Raw genomic sequence first — 14,976 nt, 5'->3', positions numbered from 1 at the left:
CCATTTCTGCAAACTAGGTAAACGATTAAAGATTTAATATATTTCGCCTTAAGGAGAAACTATGAGCGAACCCTTTAAAGACGCGGTTGGAATTTGTAAAACCATTATGCGCAACGGCTATGACGCCTACATTATCAGCGAAAGGCTTCAAAAGCTTACCATTGAAGATAAAGGTAAAGAAATAGTCATTGATATTTCCACCGAACTCGATTTCAAGGGGCTGAGCAAGCTTTTTCCCAATATTCAAATAGCAGGAAAAAACGAAGTAACAGCGATTTTGAAAGAAGGAGAATCCTCCTTCTATTTCTACATGTCTGACACAAGCAACTCTTCTCACCCTGAAGAGTGCGTTTCACGCATGACTCCGAGACTGCTTAAGGCCTTGGAAAAGAAACAAGAAATCCCAATGTCTTCAGCTTGTCCTTATATTCCTAAAGCAAGAGATCCTTACGAAGGATTTGCCTCGCTAAGCACTGGAGAAGTCTGCTTTCTTGGAATTCCTGACCAGACTCTTAAAAAAGATTACCTCATGGGAATCAGAGCACTGCGCTTTGCTGCAAACTATAATCTTCCCATTGAAAGTAATACCAAAGCATCCATCATCAGAGCATGCAAACGTATTTTAGACTATGTGCCAATCCCTGAAATCATGGATGAATGGCGCAAAGTCGAAGCAGAAAACATGTACATATTTGTTTCTCTGCTTTTCGAAACCATGCTTCTGCATGGACTTATCCCTGAAATTGCGGGCCTTTCACGCTTCACACAGGTGAAAAACAGCAAAACAGGTGAAACTGAGACCGTATTTAATCACACCCTTGATGTAATGCGCCTCTACCCTGAAGAACTTCCTTACGACTGGTTCGGCGTGGTTGCATGTCTGTTCCACGACGTTGGTAAAGTATTCACCGCGGAAAAAGTTGACGGAGAATGGCAGTTCCTGCAGCACCATCGCGTAGGAGCTAAAGTTACCAGAAAAATTCTTACCCGCCTCAACTTCCCGCAGGAGGATGTGGATCTCATCTGCGGAATAGTTCGCAACCATATGCGTTTTCATTTCATGCTTACCGATAAGGGTATCAGGAAATTTAAAGCTATAGCTGAATACCCACGCCTTATCGAAATGGTCCGTGCAGACATCAAGGCCCGCGGATCACAGTATAAAGAATTCAACCATAACCTTAAAATGCTCGAACGCGCGGACATTCCGGAAGAAGCACTTGATCCTTTCCTCAACGGAAATGAAATCATGCAGTACACCGGACTCAACCCCGGACCTGTTGTCGGTATCATTCGTGAATCTCTGCTCATCGCACAGATTTCAGGTGATGTTTCCACAATGGAAGAAGCAATCGAGTATGTAAAAAATCAGGCTAGAATGGAAAAACTGATCCAATAGCCGCTGATATCAATTAGTTTTAAAAGCCCATGCCTAAATATTTAGGCATGGGCTTTTTTGTCTTTTGTGAAAATATTTATCTGAAACAAGATATTTAAAACAATCATTATACAAGTACAACGATGAGTTACAAGTTGCCGATATTGGTATAAGTAATAATATAAGAAATATTCCGACATTCAAAATATTAACTTAAGCCAATAGACTTCATATAGAAATGATGCAAAATTTCAATTTTAGATACTTAACAGATGGAAATATCGAACGTTAAAAAACACTACAATATGGTATCAGCTAAAAATATATTGGAGTTAACTTATGGCTAATCCACCTTTATCCCATTACTCCCCCAAGTTTGCCAACAAAGCTTGGGCGGATGATGGGAAGTATATATCATATTATAGGCATTCTTATGCTAATCAAATCAAAAAATGTCCCAAAGGTTGGAAGCAATGGGGTAGAAAGAGAGGGTTATGGTCTTGGGATGTTGAAAATTCATTAAATAAAGATTTGGAGACTACCGCTAATCTTGTATACAAAAAAATCTGTAGCTATAATGAATTAACGGATGATGAACGAATTCTCTGGTCTCAGTTCCTACTATCTCAACTGGTTCGCACACCAGCCTTCATCAGGTATGAAAATACATCTAAGAAGCTATTTGGTATCACTAAAAAACCTAAACGTGATCGTGTCGGATGTACGCAATGTATGGATATCAAGTTCTTAGCGAATAGAGATTGGTGTATGCTATTAGCTCATGAAGATGATTTTTTTGTAAGAAGTGATAATCCCGTTTTTATGACAGGTTTTATTGAGTTGCCAAATACTTGCTTATTTTATCCACTAACTCCTATGTTATGCTTTGTAGCTTGCTCTATGCCAAAAAATTGGAATGCTTTTACAAACAAACCCAATAAAACAACTGATTATCAACTAGAGAAAGATGCTGCTCATTTTTTTAATTATCACTTCGCAAAAGCGTCTGATGAATCATTAATTTTATCCCCTCACCATGACAGAACCACGGCTGAAGAAATGTACAAAGAAGTTCTTGGAGTTTATCCTCAACCACCTTTTCCATTGCACATTCTTGAAGGTCGTAATCCTGAAATGGCGTTTGAATCTATTCGAAAAATAATGAGTAGAACAGATGGCTGCGAATATCCATGCTGGCAACCAATGGAGTTAGAGCCTTTTTATTAAAATACCCATAGTACATAAAAACTTAATAAAAATTAGTAAGATAGTTCTTTGCTAAGTAATTATCACCAATTTTATGATGGAACAAGGAGGTTTACGGGACTATATGAACACCCCTATCAATTTCGACTTTTGGCTTAATCTTAATAATTCAAGAAGCTACCTCTTTGAGAATTAAGACTCTGATTCCGAGTTATCCACCTTCTACGAAAAAATTTATTAATTAGTAAGATTTTTTTAAAACACCCCTTGACGCATTATTAATAATTTTATATTTATAACTCAAGTGCAAGCCGAGTATCCATGTTCAATCCATGGTTACTTAAAGCGTAAACCGAGTATCCATGTTCAATCCATGGTTACTTAAAGCGTAAACCGAGTATCCATGTTCAATCCATGGTTACTTAAAGCGCAAACCGAGTATCCATGTTCAATCCATGGTTACTTAAAGCGCAAGCCGAGTATCCATGTTCAATCCATGGCTACTTAAAGCGTAAACCGAGTATCCATGTTCAATCCATGGCTACTTAAAGCGTAAACCGAGTATCCATGTTCAATCCATGGCTACTTAAAGCGTAAACCGAGTATCCATGTTCAATCCATGGCTACTTAAAGCGTAAACCGAGTATCCATGTTCAATCCATGGCTACTTAAAGCGTAAACCGAGTATCCATGTTCAATCCATGGCTACTTAAAGCGTAAACCGAGTATCCATGTTCAATCCATGGCTACTTAAAGCGTAAACCGAGTATCCATGTTCAATCCATGGCTACTTAAAGCGCAAAAAAGGCCGCGAAGTTAATAACTTCGCGGCCTTTTTTGCTCTTTAATCCCGATCAAAACTAGCTGATATCTTTTTCCATATCATTACGCAGATGCCCCTGCCCTGTGGACTCAAGCACTGCTCTCCAGTAATCAGATTTAACATTCAATTTTTTCCGCTTCAGCGTCACTAAATCAAGCGGCAAATGGACATATCTAGCTTGGAGCCTGCTCACGACCATGCCTGTTTTACCCGCCATTGCCGCATGTACCGCGTGCTGGCCGAGAAAACCGCAATACACACAGTCATTCGCATTGGCTCGAACTGAACGGATTATATAGCTAGGGTCAATAAATTTAAGGGTGACATCTTTCCCGACTTCTTTAAAATGCTCTTTGACCTTGCGGATAAGCAACGTACAGATATCACACAAAATAGGGTTACCTGAAGGGTCCTTTTCTCCGGTATATTCACATTGCTCCTGCCCTGCTCCCTCAGCACATACGATTACGGCATGCTGCCGTTCATCCAGCCGTGTTTCGAGCGATTTGAGCAGGCCGTATTCACCGTCAAATTCAAAAGGATGTTCAGGAACAAGCACAAAATTTACGTCTTTAAGAGCTAAGGTAGCCTGAGCCGCAATAAAGCCCGACTCGCGCCCCATTAATTTTACGAGGCCGATACCATTCACAACCCCTAAAGATTCCACATGAGCCGACTGAATGGCTTCTGTGGCCTTATCTACTGCAGTATCAAACCCGAAAGACTTCGTAACAAACCCGATATCGTTATCAATGGTCTTCGGAATGCCGATTATTGAGATACGGACATTACGCTTGCTAATCTCAGCAACAATCTTCTGTGCAGCACGCATAGTCCCATCACCGCCGATCATAAACAAAACGCTGATGTTCATACGTTCAAGGGCATCGACCACTTCTTCAGGGTCCTGCGGACCGCGGGAAGAACCAAGCATAGTCCCGCCGAATTGATGAATATTCGCGACCTTATCAGGTGTCAGCTCTACAACGTCGTGGCCGTATTTAGGAATGAATCCCTGCAAGCCAAACTTAATGCCAAGCACGGATGAAACTTTATAAAGATAATGAGCTTCAAGTACAATTGAACGGATCACATCGTTAAGCCCCGGGCAAAGACCGCCGCAAGTAACTACAGCACACTTCGTCTTTGACGGGTCAAAATAAGTAAACGCACGCGGGCCTGCTTTTTCGAACTCCTGATAAACAGTATTGTCATCAGTTAAGCCCATGTCTTCTTCAGCCAGATTAACCAAAGTCCTATCGTTATCTTCAATGAAATAGCATCGTTTCAAGGGAGAAGGTATTTTAGCCTGTCCAAGAACAGCTATCTCGGTATTTATCAGCTCTTTCTTTTTAACTGAGTTTTTTACCACTTTCAAACTCCTTCGGACATACTGTCCGACCTCCAGTAATAAGTGAAGTTACCGTATTTCTCCCTGAATCAGGGGTGTCCAAACTGCGGGCTGATCAGCCAGAATACATTCTCTGACGGGTAGTTCCATAGGATGAGGATTCAGATCAGCTACATTTCCTGCCTGCTGCCACCACAGATAAAAACCTTTCCCATCAATATACCGACAATAAAGTCTTTGAATTCCTTTTTGACATACAGAGTCAAAAAACCGAAAAGACTTTTTACCAGCCTTGTATATACCGTTTTTAGGAGAGACAAATTTCCAGTCCGATGTATTAATTTCTGAAAACTCTTTTCCATCTAAGGTGCTATAGTAACGAGTTTTAGAGTCAAGGTCACGAACTCTGATCAATTTTTCTTTTGCAGAGTAGGATACTATGAACATAGGCATCCCGAAATGCTCCGCGACTTTCCAGCGATCTACACCTGTTGAGTAAACAAGTGCCCCGTCCTTTTCATAAACCCAAGAGGGAGATTCTTTTAATGCTTCAGATTTCTTAACCAAACTACGCTTACGCAGATCCCAATAAATTTCTTTGCCGTCATCGCGGCGCAGACAGACAACATAACCGGACATTCTAACCGAGGTAAAAGGTCCATCCGGGACTTCATCTGAGTTGATTGTGGACAAATCATTCATACCCCACAAAACAATTTTACCGGACGCTTCAACCTCTACCAAAATCCCCTGCCCCGGTGTGTAACCGATAAAAAGAGGAGTTCCTTCCAGCACGGATAATTCTTTTAACGGACCGTTTGAAGGACCACACAATAACGTATTAAAACTATCTATCAAGCCCAGCCAGTCGCCGGTGCGGGAAATAGCCATCATTTTTACAGGGCCATGTTCAACCGGAATATCTCCCGGTATTCTGGTACATGTTTTCAAATCATAAATAAATAAATTATCACCATCACTGTCTGTGGCAGCTAAAACAGGGCTTCCCGGTGCATATGCGACAAGACTCGCCCCTTTGCCGGACGGTAATTTCACTTTTTTACAAGGATAAGTGCTCCAGAGACGGATAGACCCGTCATAAAGTGCCGCGGCAAGACCTTCTTCAGTTCCTGCATAAGAGGAGACTCCGCCGGCAATAATAGGAATAGCCTTCTCCTTTGTAACCGAAATATATATTTTATCTTCAAGTCCTTCAAACGGAGCATCATACAATTTTCCAACGCTCACATATTTTTTACTCAACAACTCGGAAACATAATCTTTTAACGATTTAGCTGTACCTTTATTCAGCTCTGCCGGAACGTCTATATAGGTTTGTCCGACTCGCTCTTTACTACTTGAGTTGCTTTGCGCTCTTAATGAAAGCGGAATACTTACCAATATCAGGGCAAAGAAAAGAATAAGAAGTTTAACCTTTGAAAATCTAAGAATCATCCCTATTTATCCTTGAATTTATTGCTGTTCAGGGTCATCCGTTCGACTATTGTCTGATAATATGCATCTTCGCTGTCGATTGAAATTTTCTGTCCGCGCATATGTTTAATTTTTTCAAAAAGTACATTTACCTTCTGCATCTGACAATAACGCTCTTTTTCTTCCTCCATGCTTTCAAGCAGGTCAAGAGCTGAATGAATATCCTTTCGAAGCTGCATTTCCAGTGGAAGATATCCTGCATTTTTTAAAGCTTTATATGCCATCCGCAGTTCGGCTGGAATCATAGAGTCATCTTCAAGTGTCAGCGGCTTCCCTTTGCAGGATAGATTTTTAAAATCTCCTTTTGCCTCTGCTTCTCTAATTTTAGCCTCAGCAATTGCACCAATAAAATACATCACAAAGCCCTCTTCTAGTGATCAATCTCTTTACTGTATCCATCAATCCATGCGGCAGTCTGACTCATAATTGAACCCAAGGCGGCGGATGCAGCCACAGCAATAGCCCGGCCGTTTAATTTTTCAACAGGAATCGACGCTTCCACAAGCTTTCGTCCAAGCAACCGTTTACCACTTCCATCCCATAAAGAATATCTGACTGCGCCCTTAAAAATATTTGCTTCACTTTGTTGAACCTCAAATGATAAAATTTCCCCTGAAAGGAGCAGATCACGATCGGCACCCGGGCGATAAGGCGCAATGACTTCATAATGCTTCATGCAGCCAAGGGCCGGTCCTGTAGCCGCGTCAAATATTTCAGAAGGAGTCCCTTCCCAGCTCCATCTATAATCAGGAGTCAGGACAGGACCGGAAGCAAGAATGACTGTTTCACGGTCCAGAGCAGGAAGACTTGTAAACCTTTTTACCGCCACAGTCGGCAGATCAGATCTAACTTTTTCGCAGGCCGTTTCAAGACCGTGATTTAATCCGACACGCAAATATGACGTTTCGACAGATTTTCCGCCGATACATCCGGCAATAAAGAGAACTCCGATAAGTAACGGTATGCCAAAAATATTTTTCGTCATTTTTCAGCCCCTTCAGGAGGATTAAGGACCTGCCACGGCCGCTCTCGAAGCGATCTGGCCAATCTGTTCATTTCTCTGGAAAGCCTGTTTACATTCAAAAGAATTGCTTCGATTTCTTCCTGATCGTATTCAAGATTTTTGCGCAGATCCAGTGTCAGTCCGTCAACTCCATCAGCGACTCTTGAGATTTCACCATCCATATTCTGCAATGAGTTTTTTACATCCCTGTTCAAAGATTCAAGAACTTTTCCTGCCTTATTTAAAGTAGTCGAAACTTCAAAAGTTAAAGCCTCAAGATTTTTTGTTCCAGATTTTATACCAGTGGATGCTGTTCGAGAAAGCTTAATCCATTCTTTTTGGAAAGAAGCGAGAGTTGCATTGGTTTGCAGAAGTACGTCAGGAGCAATTTTTAAACTTTTTTCAAGGTTTGCCCTATTATCTCCTGTCAGAAGCGTCTGAAGCCCTTCTGCGGCCTTTTCTAGCTTTGGAGCTACCGCCGCTACCGCTTTGCCGATTTCTGCAGCAACATCCCCCATACTTAGAGTCAAAGCAACCGGAATGATAGATCCAGGGACAAGTTTCGGGCCCGGTTCACTTTTAAGTTCTAAAAGAATGTAATTGTCACCGACAAGTCCTTTTTGAGTAATTGTTGCGACAGTCCCCTCATAGAGGTCAAAATCTTTATCAACGTTAATGACTACAGAAATGTGCTCAGGATGTTCTTTATTAACTTCTATGGATTTTACCTTGCCGACGCTTAGCCCTGCGTATTTTACAGGTCGTCCTGAAGTCAGATCTTTTATGTTTAGAAATTGAATTTTATAAGTGGAATAGTCAGAAAAAAAATCGTGTCCGCCCAGAAAAACAATAAATAATCCCAGCACGGTCAGTCCCGCAAGAGCGGCTAACCCTGCCTTAACAATATCAGTCTTCGAGCTGCGCGGATTGAGTACCATTTTATCTCCCGAAAATCATAATCTGCTTCTAAACTTTACGGATCTCGCCATTGAATCATCTATCATAGTAGGCCGTCTTTCTAAAAAATCAATCAGGTATTGATCTTCAGACTCTCGTAACCCGTCCAGATCGCCCTGATACAAACATCTCCCCTGATGCAGCACTACAACATGATCAGCAATATTAAAAAGACTGTCGAGATCATGTGTGACAACGACTATAGTAACATTAAATGTCTCTTTAAGTTTCAAGATCAGCTGATCAAGGTCAGCGGCTGTAATCGGATCAAGACCTGATGAAGGTTCATCGCAAAGCAGAGTCGTCGGGTCCATAACCATTGCGCGCGCAAGCCCTGCCCGCTTTCGCATACCACCTGAAAGCTGGTTTGGGTAATAATGAGTAAACTCACCAAGACCGACCATCCGAAGCTTCATCTGCACAACTTCCTCGATAATTACATCCGGAAGATCTGTATGCTCCTGCAGCGGCAAAGCCACATTTTCACCCAGAGTGAGCGAACCGAGCATGGCTCCGTCCTGAAACAACACCCCCATGCGGGTCCGGATAAGTCTTAATTCCTCTTCATCCTTAAGCTCAGTAAGATTAGTATCCCCAAGGAATATTTCACCAGAAACAGGAATATTCAATCCCAGAATATGCCTTAGCAATGTTGATTTCCCGCACCCTGATCCGCCGAGAATAACACTGATCTTGCCTGACGGAAGCACCGCATTTAAGTTTTCCATAAGAACCTTACCGGGATATCCGAGACTGAGTTCTTTTAATGTTATCTCTTGTGCAAGTCTTGATACTTTCATGATCATTTAGCGGAAAAGAAAATTAAGTGTTGTAAAAAACAAATCTAACAAAATAATCATAAATATTGATATAACAACAGAATTTGTAGTTTTACGGCCGACATCCGCCGCGCCTTCACGCGCAAGAAAACCCTGCCAGCATCCAATCACAGTGATCGCAACGGCGAAGCCGCCGCTCTTTACCAGTCCGGCGAAAACGTCGTTCAACTTTAAAAATTCAACGGTGTTATTGAAATATGTAACTTCGTTAATCCCTAAAGCTACAGATGAAAAAATACCGCCTGAAACTATTCCGACAAAATCAGCCCAGACAGTAAGACAGGGAACCATGATAAGCATGGCGATCATTTTAGGAACGACAAGAAAACGGACAGGTTCGATACCCATAACTTCAAGGGCATCAATCTCTTCAGAGATTTGCATGGTTGCAATTTCGGCAGTAAAAGCTGCTCCTGAGCGTCCGGTGATGATAATCGCGGTTAAAAGAGGACCAAGTTCATTGATAATTGTAAGCCCGACAAGGCTGGCGACATAGCTGACAGCACCGACCTTTTCAAGTTGCTGCGCAGACTGCAAAGCGAGAATTATGCCTGTACAACCGGCGATCACGCTGACGATAGGAATAGAATCAGCGCCGACGCTTGCAAGATCTTTATAAAGTTTTTGACGATAAAAAGTTTTTTCCCGCCCCGTTCTCAGGCGCAGGCTTCCCAAAAGTCGGGAAATCATCCATGCCAGCACCTTCAAATCTTTCATAACAGCGGCTCCGCTTGTTCATACCAGCCTTTCATGAAACAGGCTCACTTTTCTATTCCATACCGAATAAGCTTTTCACCTGTGTAAGATGGAGGAGTCTACCAACCTGTTCTGTGACAGCAATTATCGTAACAGATCTATTTTTCTGTGTAAGGATTCGCCTGAGTTCGATTAAAGCAGCAAGACCGGAACTGTCTAAATATTCAAGCTCAGAGAGATCAACCCTGAGTTCACCAGAGGTAATTTCAATGCACTTATGAAGCTCATCGCGAAGCGCAGGAGTTCCTGTAAAATCAATTTCACCACTGATTTTGATCAGAGCTTCTTGGGCACTAACATCTAGTTTCCAACCAAAACTCATATACAACTCCTTACTTAAAAACAGTCTTCACGATTTGTAAATTTCAATTACAGTTGTATCATCATTCGGCGGGGTTCTTCCTCTCCACTTAGAAACACCCTTAATCAGAGCCTTACCGCGTGGAAGTACTTCTGCATTTTTCAAATTTTCTGCAAGCCGATCTGTTCCGAAAAACTCTTTATCATTGTTACGGGCTTCATCAACACCATCCGTGACAACAACAAAGGACTGCCCTTCTTTAAGATATATATCAGCTATGCCGTATTTCTCTTTACCTACAATACCAACTGGAAGTCCTAACGGCCTTTCAAGTTCCTGAACTTCTCCATCAGTTACAAGCAGCGGAGCAGGATGACCTGCAACACAGTAGCTGCATTTCCCGCTCTCAGGATAAAAACGGACTAGCACCATCGTCGCAAACATTTCACCGCTCATGAATTCAAAAGCGGCCTTATTAACTTCAGCCATCATGTCATCAGGCAGCAGCTCTTTTGCCGCAGCGGCTCTGATTCTAGTCCATAAAGCAGACATAATCAGCGCGGCAGGCAACCCTTTCCCTGAAACATCAGCAACATAAACATACCAGCTTCCGTCTGAATTGGGTATAAAATCATATAAATCACCACCCACAAAATGAGCAGGGACAGAATTCCCCCATATATGATTTCCGCCGGAAAGTTTAGGATTTTTGGGGTTAAACTGTTTTTGAATTCTTGATGCAGCCTCAAGCTGTGTTTCAAATCTCTGCTGATGAAGTCTTTGAATCATCAGTTCAGAACGAACAAGCGCAACTCCGGCCAGATGCCCGAAACTCTCAAGTAGTTCTTGATCTTCATCATCAAAACAATCTTTAGCACTTGAATTTAAAACCTGTACAACACCCAGCAGTTCGTTCTTATGAATTATAGGCACACATAGTATACACCGTGTTTCAAAGCCTGTTTTTTTATCCGCTTCACGAGAAAAACGAATGTCATTTTGAGCGTCTACAACATTTAAAGACTCTTTACGTAAAGCCACCCATCCGGCAATGCCTTTACCAAGCGGTAACTCAATGCGCTCTTTCAAAATGTCCATCCTCGTTTCACTCAGCACATCATTCATGGCCAAAGCAAATTCAAGGATATTTTTATCTTTATTATAGAGCATGATAGAAGACGCTTCAGCGCCGGTAACATCCTGCGCCAACCTTAACAGCTGAGGCAGTAAATCTACCAGCGACTCTATGCTCGCCAGAACTTCATTTGCCTGAATGAGCTTTTTCAATCTACCGGCTTGGTTAGTCAAAACACTTTCCCCGCTTATTTCCACCTTAAACAGCACTCGAATAGATATGTGCAGAAGACGGCCCGATCATGCAAGTTTATACTCTATACTATTTCAAACTAATTTTAAATTACTAATGAACTACTCACTCCAACTATTTACTTCCGGTTCCGGCCAGTTGCGAACGGCTTCCGCAAGTTCATCAACTGTCGCAGTTGCTGCCCCGACCTGTCCGACAACAATTCCTGCCGCATAATTTGCAAGCAGCGCGGAAGTAAGCGAATCAAGCCCTGAAGCAAGTCCAAGTCCCAAAGTGGCGATAACAGTGTCACCTGCTCCGGTTACGTCAAAAACTTTCTGCGCAAAAGTCGGCACATGTTTTACAACATTACGCGATTCGAAAAGCGCCATACCGTCGCCGCCAAGAGTGATGAGCAGATGAGTCGGATCAAGACGATCAAATAACCTTCTACCGGCCTCAAGCACATCTTCCTTGCACTTAACCACCATTCCTGCCCCTTCTCCGGCTTCTTTAGCGTTCGGGGTAAGCAGGTTAACGCCTTTGTAGTGATCATAGTTAACTGTTTTAGGATCAACCAGAACATGCGGGCTATGATTCTTCTTTTTAAGCAACGCCCAGAACCTGTCAAAAAAGGTCTGAGATAAAGTACCTTTTCCGTAGTCAGACAAAATAACTACGCGGTAATCGCAAATTTCACTATTCAAAAAGGCAAAAAGTTTATCCATATGATAGACTGAATATTCATCAGTTTTCTCTCTATCAACTCTGACCATTTGCTGATTCTGCGCCATTACGCGCGTCTTTTTTGTGGTAGGACGATCTGTCGATTCAAACAGGCTGCATGGAATTTCTGAATCTGTGCAAAGTGTGTTGAAGACCTGCCCTTCTACGTCAGCTCCGATAAATCCTGTCAAATGAGGAGTTCCGCCAAGCGCGACAATATTTCTGGCAACGTTACCTGCTCCGCCGAGAAGGTATTTTTCCTCTGTGACCTGAACAACAGGGACAGGAGCTTCAGGCGAAATGCGCTCAACTGATCCGATTACATAATGATCAAGCATAACATCACCGATGATCAGTACTTTCTGCCCCTTAAGCTGAGGCAATGCGCTCAAAATTGATTTAACCATATCTAAAAAACATCCTTCTATATTGATCTGACTGTAGCTTAAAATTACATTTCAAGTAGAGAAATTATACGGGCAAGCTCTTGTTCTGAAGAGTATTTTATCGTAAGATTTCCCTTATTATTAGATCCGCTAAATGACACTTTTACTCCTAAAGAATCTTCCAAACGAACTTTCACATTTTGAAGTTCTTCATCAATCTGCTTCGGTGCTTTCTTTTTACGCTCAGCAGGTTTAACGGGCTCAGTCTCCCCTGACGGCAGCGAACCGTGTTCTTTAAAATACAAAGCAGAACTTTCAGTCTGCCTTACAGATAAACCATCTGAAAGAACCTTTGCAAACAATTCTAAGCGGACACCTTCATCGGTAATAGACATTAAAGCCCGTCCATGACCTGCTGAAATTTCGCCTTTTCCAATAGCACCTTGAATCGGCTCCGCAAGTGATAAAAGCCTCATAGAATTCGATAGAGCAGAGCGACTTTTACCGACCTGCCCTGAAAGCTGTTCCTGACTGAGCCCGAATTTTGTGATCAACTCTTGAAACCCTTTCGCTTCTTCAATCGGGTTCAAATCTTCACGCTGTAAATTCTCAATCAGTGCAATAGCCATGCTCTCAAGGTCAGTCATTTCTTTTACAAGCACAGGCATTTCTTTCAGCCCTGCCAGTTTGGAAGCTCTTAACCTACGTTCTCCGGCTACCAATTCAAAAGAATCTTTCCGTCCTGCAATCGGCCTGACAAGTATTGGTTGCAATACCCCTTTAGCTTTTATGGATTCTGCAAGATCATTTAATGCCTCAGGAGCAAATTCTTTGCGAGGCTGGTTGGGATTTGCAACTATTTTATCTATATCTATCTGCCGGACATCTACCGATGAGGAAGACTCCTGAGCATTAATTTTTGTGCCGCCAAGTAGTGCGTCAAGCCCTCTTCCGAGCCCTCCTGTTACGCCTGCCATGGACTTCTCCTTCTTTTTATGAAATTGCGACCGGCAAAGAAAAACAGCTATCTATTATTTCCTTTGACTTGATCGAAAGCGTGATTAAAGTAGCGTTTAACAATGTTACATCTAAATAAACGTCGGAGGCGACATGTCTAATCACGATAATGATCTTACAGAACTTTTTGACAAAAAAGGCAACCTCATCGGGGCCCTGATCACAGCAGAGCTGTGGACAAAAGTTAAACCCCATGTCACCCAATTCCTTCCAAAAGCTGAACCAGATGAACGTCCTGAACCCATAAGCGCGTGGAGACAACTTAAAGAATATTGGGATTTCCCCTATCCTATTGATCGAGACGTGACCTGTGACCTTTGCGAGAACACAACAGAAAACTGGGAAACTGATGAACCTCGCAAGTTCAGACTTGTCTCCGCTAACCTTGGGGGACTGGTTTCCTTTAAGTGTTCAAAATGTCAGGCCCGCATTACAAAAAGACATTTCAAGGACGAAATAACCACTCAATGTACTGCTTTTGTCGATGAAAAAGACAATAATTACGAAGCAAAATACAAGTTCACTAATAAGCTGTAGAGTCTATCTACTCACTCTCATTTTGCATGAATCAGGCCGACAAATGTCGGCCTTTTTTATTTATTCTGCATCAATTTCCGCGTGTCTTTTAACAACTTCCTGCGCAAGACTTATATAAGCCTGAGCTCCATTTGATTTGGCATCATATGAAATTGCAGGCTTACCGAAACTTGGAGCTTCAGACAGCCGGACATTTCGTGGAACAATTGTTTCAAACAAGCTATCAGGGAAAGCTTTTCTGACTTCGTACTTAACTTGACGGGCAAGCCTGTTACGGCGGTCGTACATAGTTAAAACAACACCTAGGATTGTCATATCTGGATTCAGTCTTTTCTTGACCAATTCGAAAGTCATTAAAAGCTGAGCGACACCTTCAAGAGCGTAATATTCTGTTTGCAGTGGAACTAAAAGTTCTCTTGCAGCGCAAAGCGCATTTACTGTAAGCAGCCCAAGCGAAGGAGGACAGTCGAATACTATGTATTCATAGTCATCTTCAACTTTATCAATCAGCTCACGTATATAATATTCACGTCCCATTTTGTCGATCAACTCAATTTCTGCTCCGGCCAAATCCTGGCTGGCTGGCATTAAAAATAGGAAGGGTATATCAGTTGCAAAGATTGCATCTCTGGCTCTTTCCGGAGTAAATAATACAGAGTATACATTTTCCCTTGAGTCTCCTGGATAAAACCCGAGACCGCTTGAACAGTTTCCCTGCGGATCACAATCCACAAGTAATACCTTTTTTTCCATTACCGCAAGCGAAGCTGCCAAATTGATAGCGGTAGTTGTTTTACCAACCCCACCCTTCTGATTTGCTACAACAATTCTTTTTGACACGGAAACCGCCTTGTTCATGAGATTCCAATTTTCATGTTTCACGTGAAACATCACGC

General features: G+C 42.2%; 15 protein-coding genes. 3 read left to right on the top strand and 12 right to left on the bottom strand.

The annotated features are described in order from the left end of the window. The first annotated feature begins 61 nt into the window (after positions 1 to 61). Together B9N78_RS12010 and B9N78_RS12005 are read left to right on the top strand one after the other, a co-directional pair. Positions 62 to 1,399: an HD domain-containing protein gene (locus B9N78_RS12010; protein WP_085102592.1), complete on the top strand. Its 1,338-nt coding sequence runs from the start codon at positions 62 to 64 to the stop codon at positions 1,397 to 1,399. 318 nt (positions 1,400 to 1,717) lie between these two features. After that, positions 1,718 to 2,605, top strand: coding sequence for a DUF4238 domain-containing protein (locus tag B9N78_RS12005; RefSeq protein WP_085102590.1), 888 nt, complete (start codon positions 1,718 to 1,720; stop codon positions 2,603 to 2,605). An 839-nt stretch (positions 2,606 to 3,444) separates the two neighbouring features. On the opposite strand, the gene B9N78_RS12000 is transcribed toward B9N78_RS12005, so the two are convergent. The 11 genes from B9N78_RS12000 to B9N78_RS11950 all read right to left on the bottom strand — a co-directional run bounded on the left by B9N78_RS12000 (position 3,445) and on the right by B9N78_RS11950 (position 13,503). Next, positions 3,445 to 4,779 (bottom strand): ATP-dependent 6-phosphofructokinase, encoded by a 1,335-nt coding sequence (locus tag B9N78_RS12000; protein ID WP_085102588.1) that lies wholly within the window; start codon positions 4,777 to 4,779, stop codon positions 3,445 to 3,447. Positions 4,780 to 4,827: 48 nt separating this feature from the next. Then, on the bottom strand, positions 4,828 to 6,213 hold the full coding sequence (locus tag B9N78_RS11995; RefSeq protein ID WP_085102586.1) for a WD40 repeat domain-containing protein: 1,386 nt from the start codon (positions 6,211 to 6,213) through the stop codon (positions 4,828 to 4,830). A 2-nt stretch (positions 6,214 to 6,215) separates the two neighbouring features. Continuing rightward, complete coding sequence (locus B9N78_RS11990; RefSeq protein WP_085102584.1) at positions 6,216 to 6,608, bottom strand: DnaJ family domain-containing protein; 393 nt, start codon at positions 6,606 to 6,608, stop codon at positions 6,216 to 6,218. 14 nt (positions 6,609 to 6,622) lie between these two features. Continuing rightward, positions 6,623 to 7,237: a hypothetical protein gene (locus B9N78_RS11985; protein ID WP_085102582.1), complete on the bottom strand. Its 615-nt coding sequence runs from the start codon at positions 7,235 to 7,237 to the stop codon at positions 6,623 to 6,625. Then, positions 7,234 to 8,193: an MlaD family protein gene (locus tag B9N78_RS11980; protein ID WP_085102580.1), complete on the bottom strand. Its 960-nt coding sequence runs from the start codon at positions 8,191 to 8,193 to the stop codon at positions 7,234 to 7,236. Before B9N78_RS11980 ends, B9N78_RS11985 begins: the two co-directional genes overlap by 4 nt. Before the next feature lie 15 nt (positions 8,194 to 8,208). Further along, positions 8,209 to 9,012: an ABC transporter ATP-binding protein gene (locus B9N78_RS11975; RefSeq protein ID WP_085102578.1), complete on the bottom strand. Its 804-nt coding sequence runs from the start codon at positions 9,010 to 9,012 to the stop codon at positions 8,209 to 8,211. Between the two features lie 6 nt (positions 9,013 to 9,018). Continuing rightward, entirely contained in the window at positions 9,019 to 9,768 is a 750-nt protein-coding gene (locus tag B9N78_RS11970; RefSeq protein ID WP_085102576.1) for an ABC transporter permease, read from the bottom strand. A 52-nt stretch (positions 9,769 to 9,820) separates the two neighbouring features. After that, positions 9,821 to 10,129, bottom strand: coding sequence for an STAS domain-containing protein (locus B9N78_RS11965; protein WP_085102574.1), 309 nt, complete (start codon positions 10,127 to 10,129; stop codon positions 9,821 to 9,823). A gap of 27 nt (positions 10,130 to 10,156) precedes the next feature. Continuing rightward, entirely contained in the window at positions 10,157 to 11,416 is a 1,260-nt protein-coding gene (locus tag B9N78_RS11960; RefSeq protein ID WP_085103327.1) for a PP2C family protein-serine/threonine phosphatase, read from the bottom strand. Positions 11,417 to 11,536: 120 nt separating this feature from the next. Then, positions 11,537 to 12,547: a D-glycero-beta-D-manno-heptose-7-phosphate kinase gene (gene rfaE1, locus B9N78_RS11955; protein WP_085102572.1), complete on the bottom strand. Its 1,011-nt coding sequence runs from the start codon at positions 12,545 to 12,547 to the stop codon at positions 11,537 to 11,539. Positions 12,548 to 12,591: 44 nt separating this feature from the next. Beyond that, entirely contained in the window at positions 12,592 to 13,503 is a 912-nt protein-coding gene (locus B9N78_RS11950; RefSeq protein WP_085102570.1) for a ParB/RepB/Spo0J family partition protein, read from the bottom strand. A gap of 133 nt (positions 13,504 to 13,636) precedes the next feature. Between B9N78_RS11950 and B9N78_RS11945 the strand changes: the two genes are divergently transcribed. After that, positions 13,637 to 14,080: a hypothetical protein gene (locus B9N78_RS11945; RefSeq protein WP_085102568.1), complete on the top strand. Its 444-nt coding sequence runs from the start codon at positions 13,637 to 13,639 to the stop codon at positions 14,078 to 14,080. Positions 14,081 to 14,140: 60 nt separating this feature from the next. On the opposite strand, the gene B9N78_RS11940 is transcribed toward B9N78_RS11945, so the two are convergent. After that, complete coding sequence (locus tag B9N78_RS11940; protein ID WP_085102566.1) at positions 14,141 to 14,920, bottom strand: ParA family protein; 780 nt, start codon at positions 14,918 to 14,920, stop codon at positions 14,141 to 14,143. Between the last annotated feature and the right edge of the window lie 56 nt (positions 14,921 to 14,976).

It is taken from the genome of Desulfovibrio gilichinskyi (genome assembly GCF_900177375.1).
Lineage (GTDB): Bacteria > Desulfobacterota > Desulfovibrionia > Desulfovibrionales > Desulfovibrionaceae > Maridesulfovibrio > Maridesulfovibrio gilichinskyi.
Note: the sequence above shows the minus strand (reverse complement) of the source record. Positions and strands in the feature narration are given on the sequence as shown.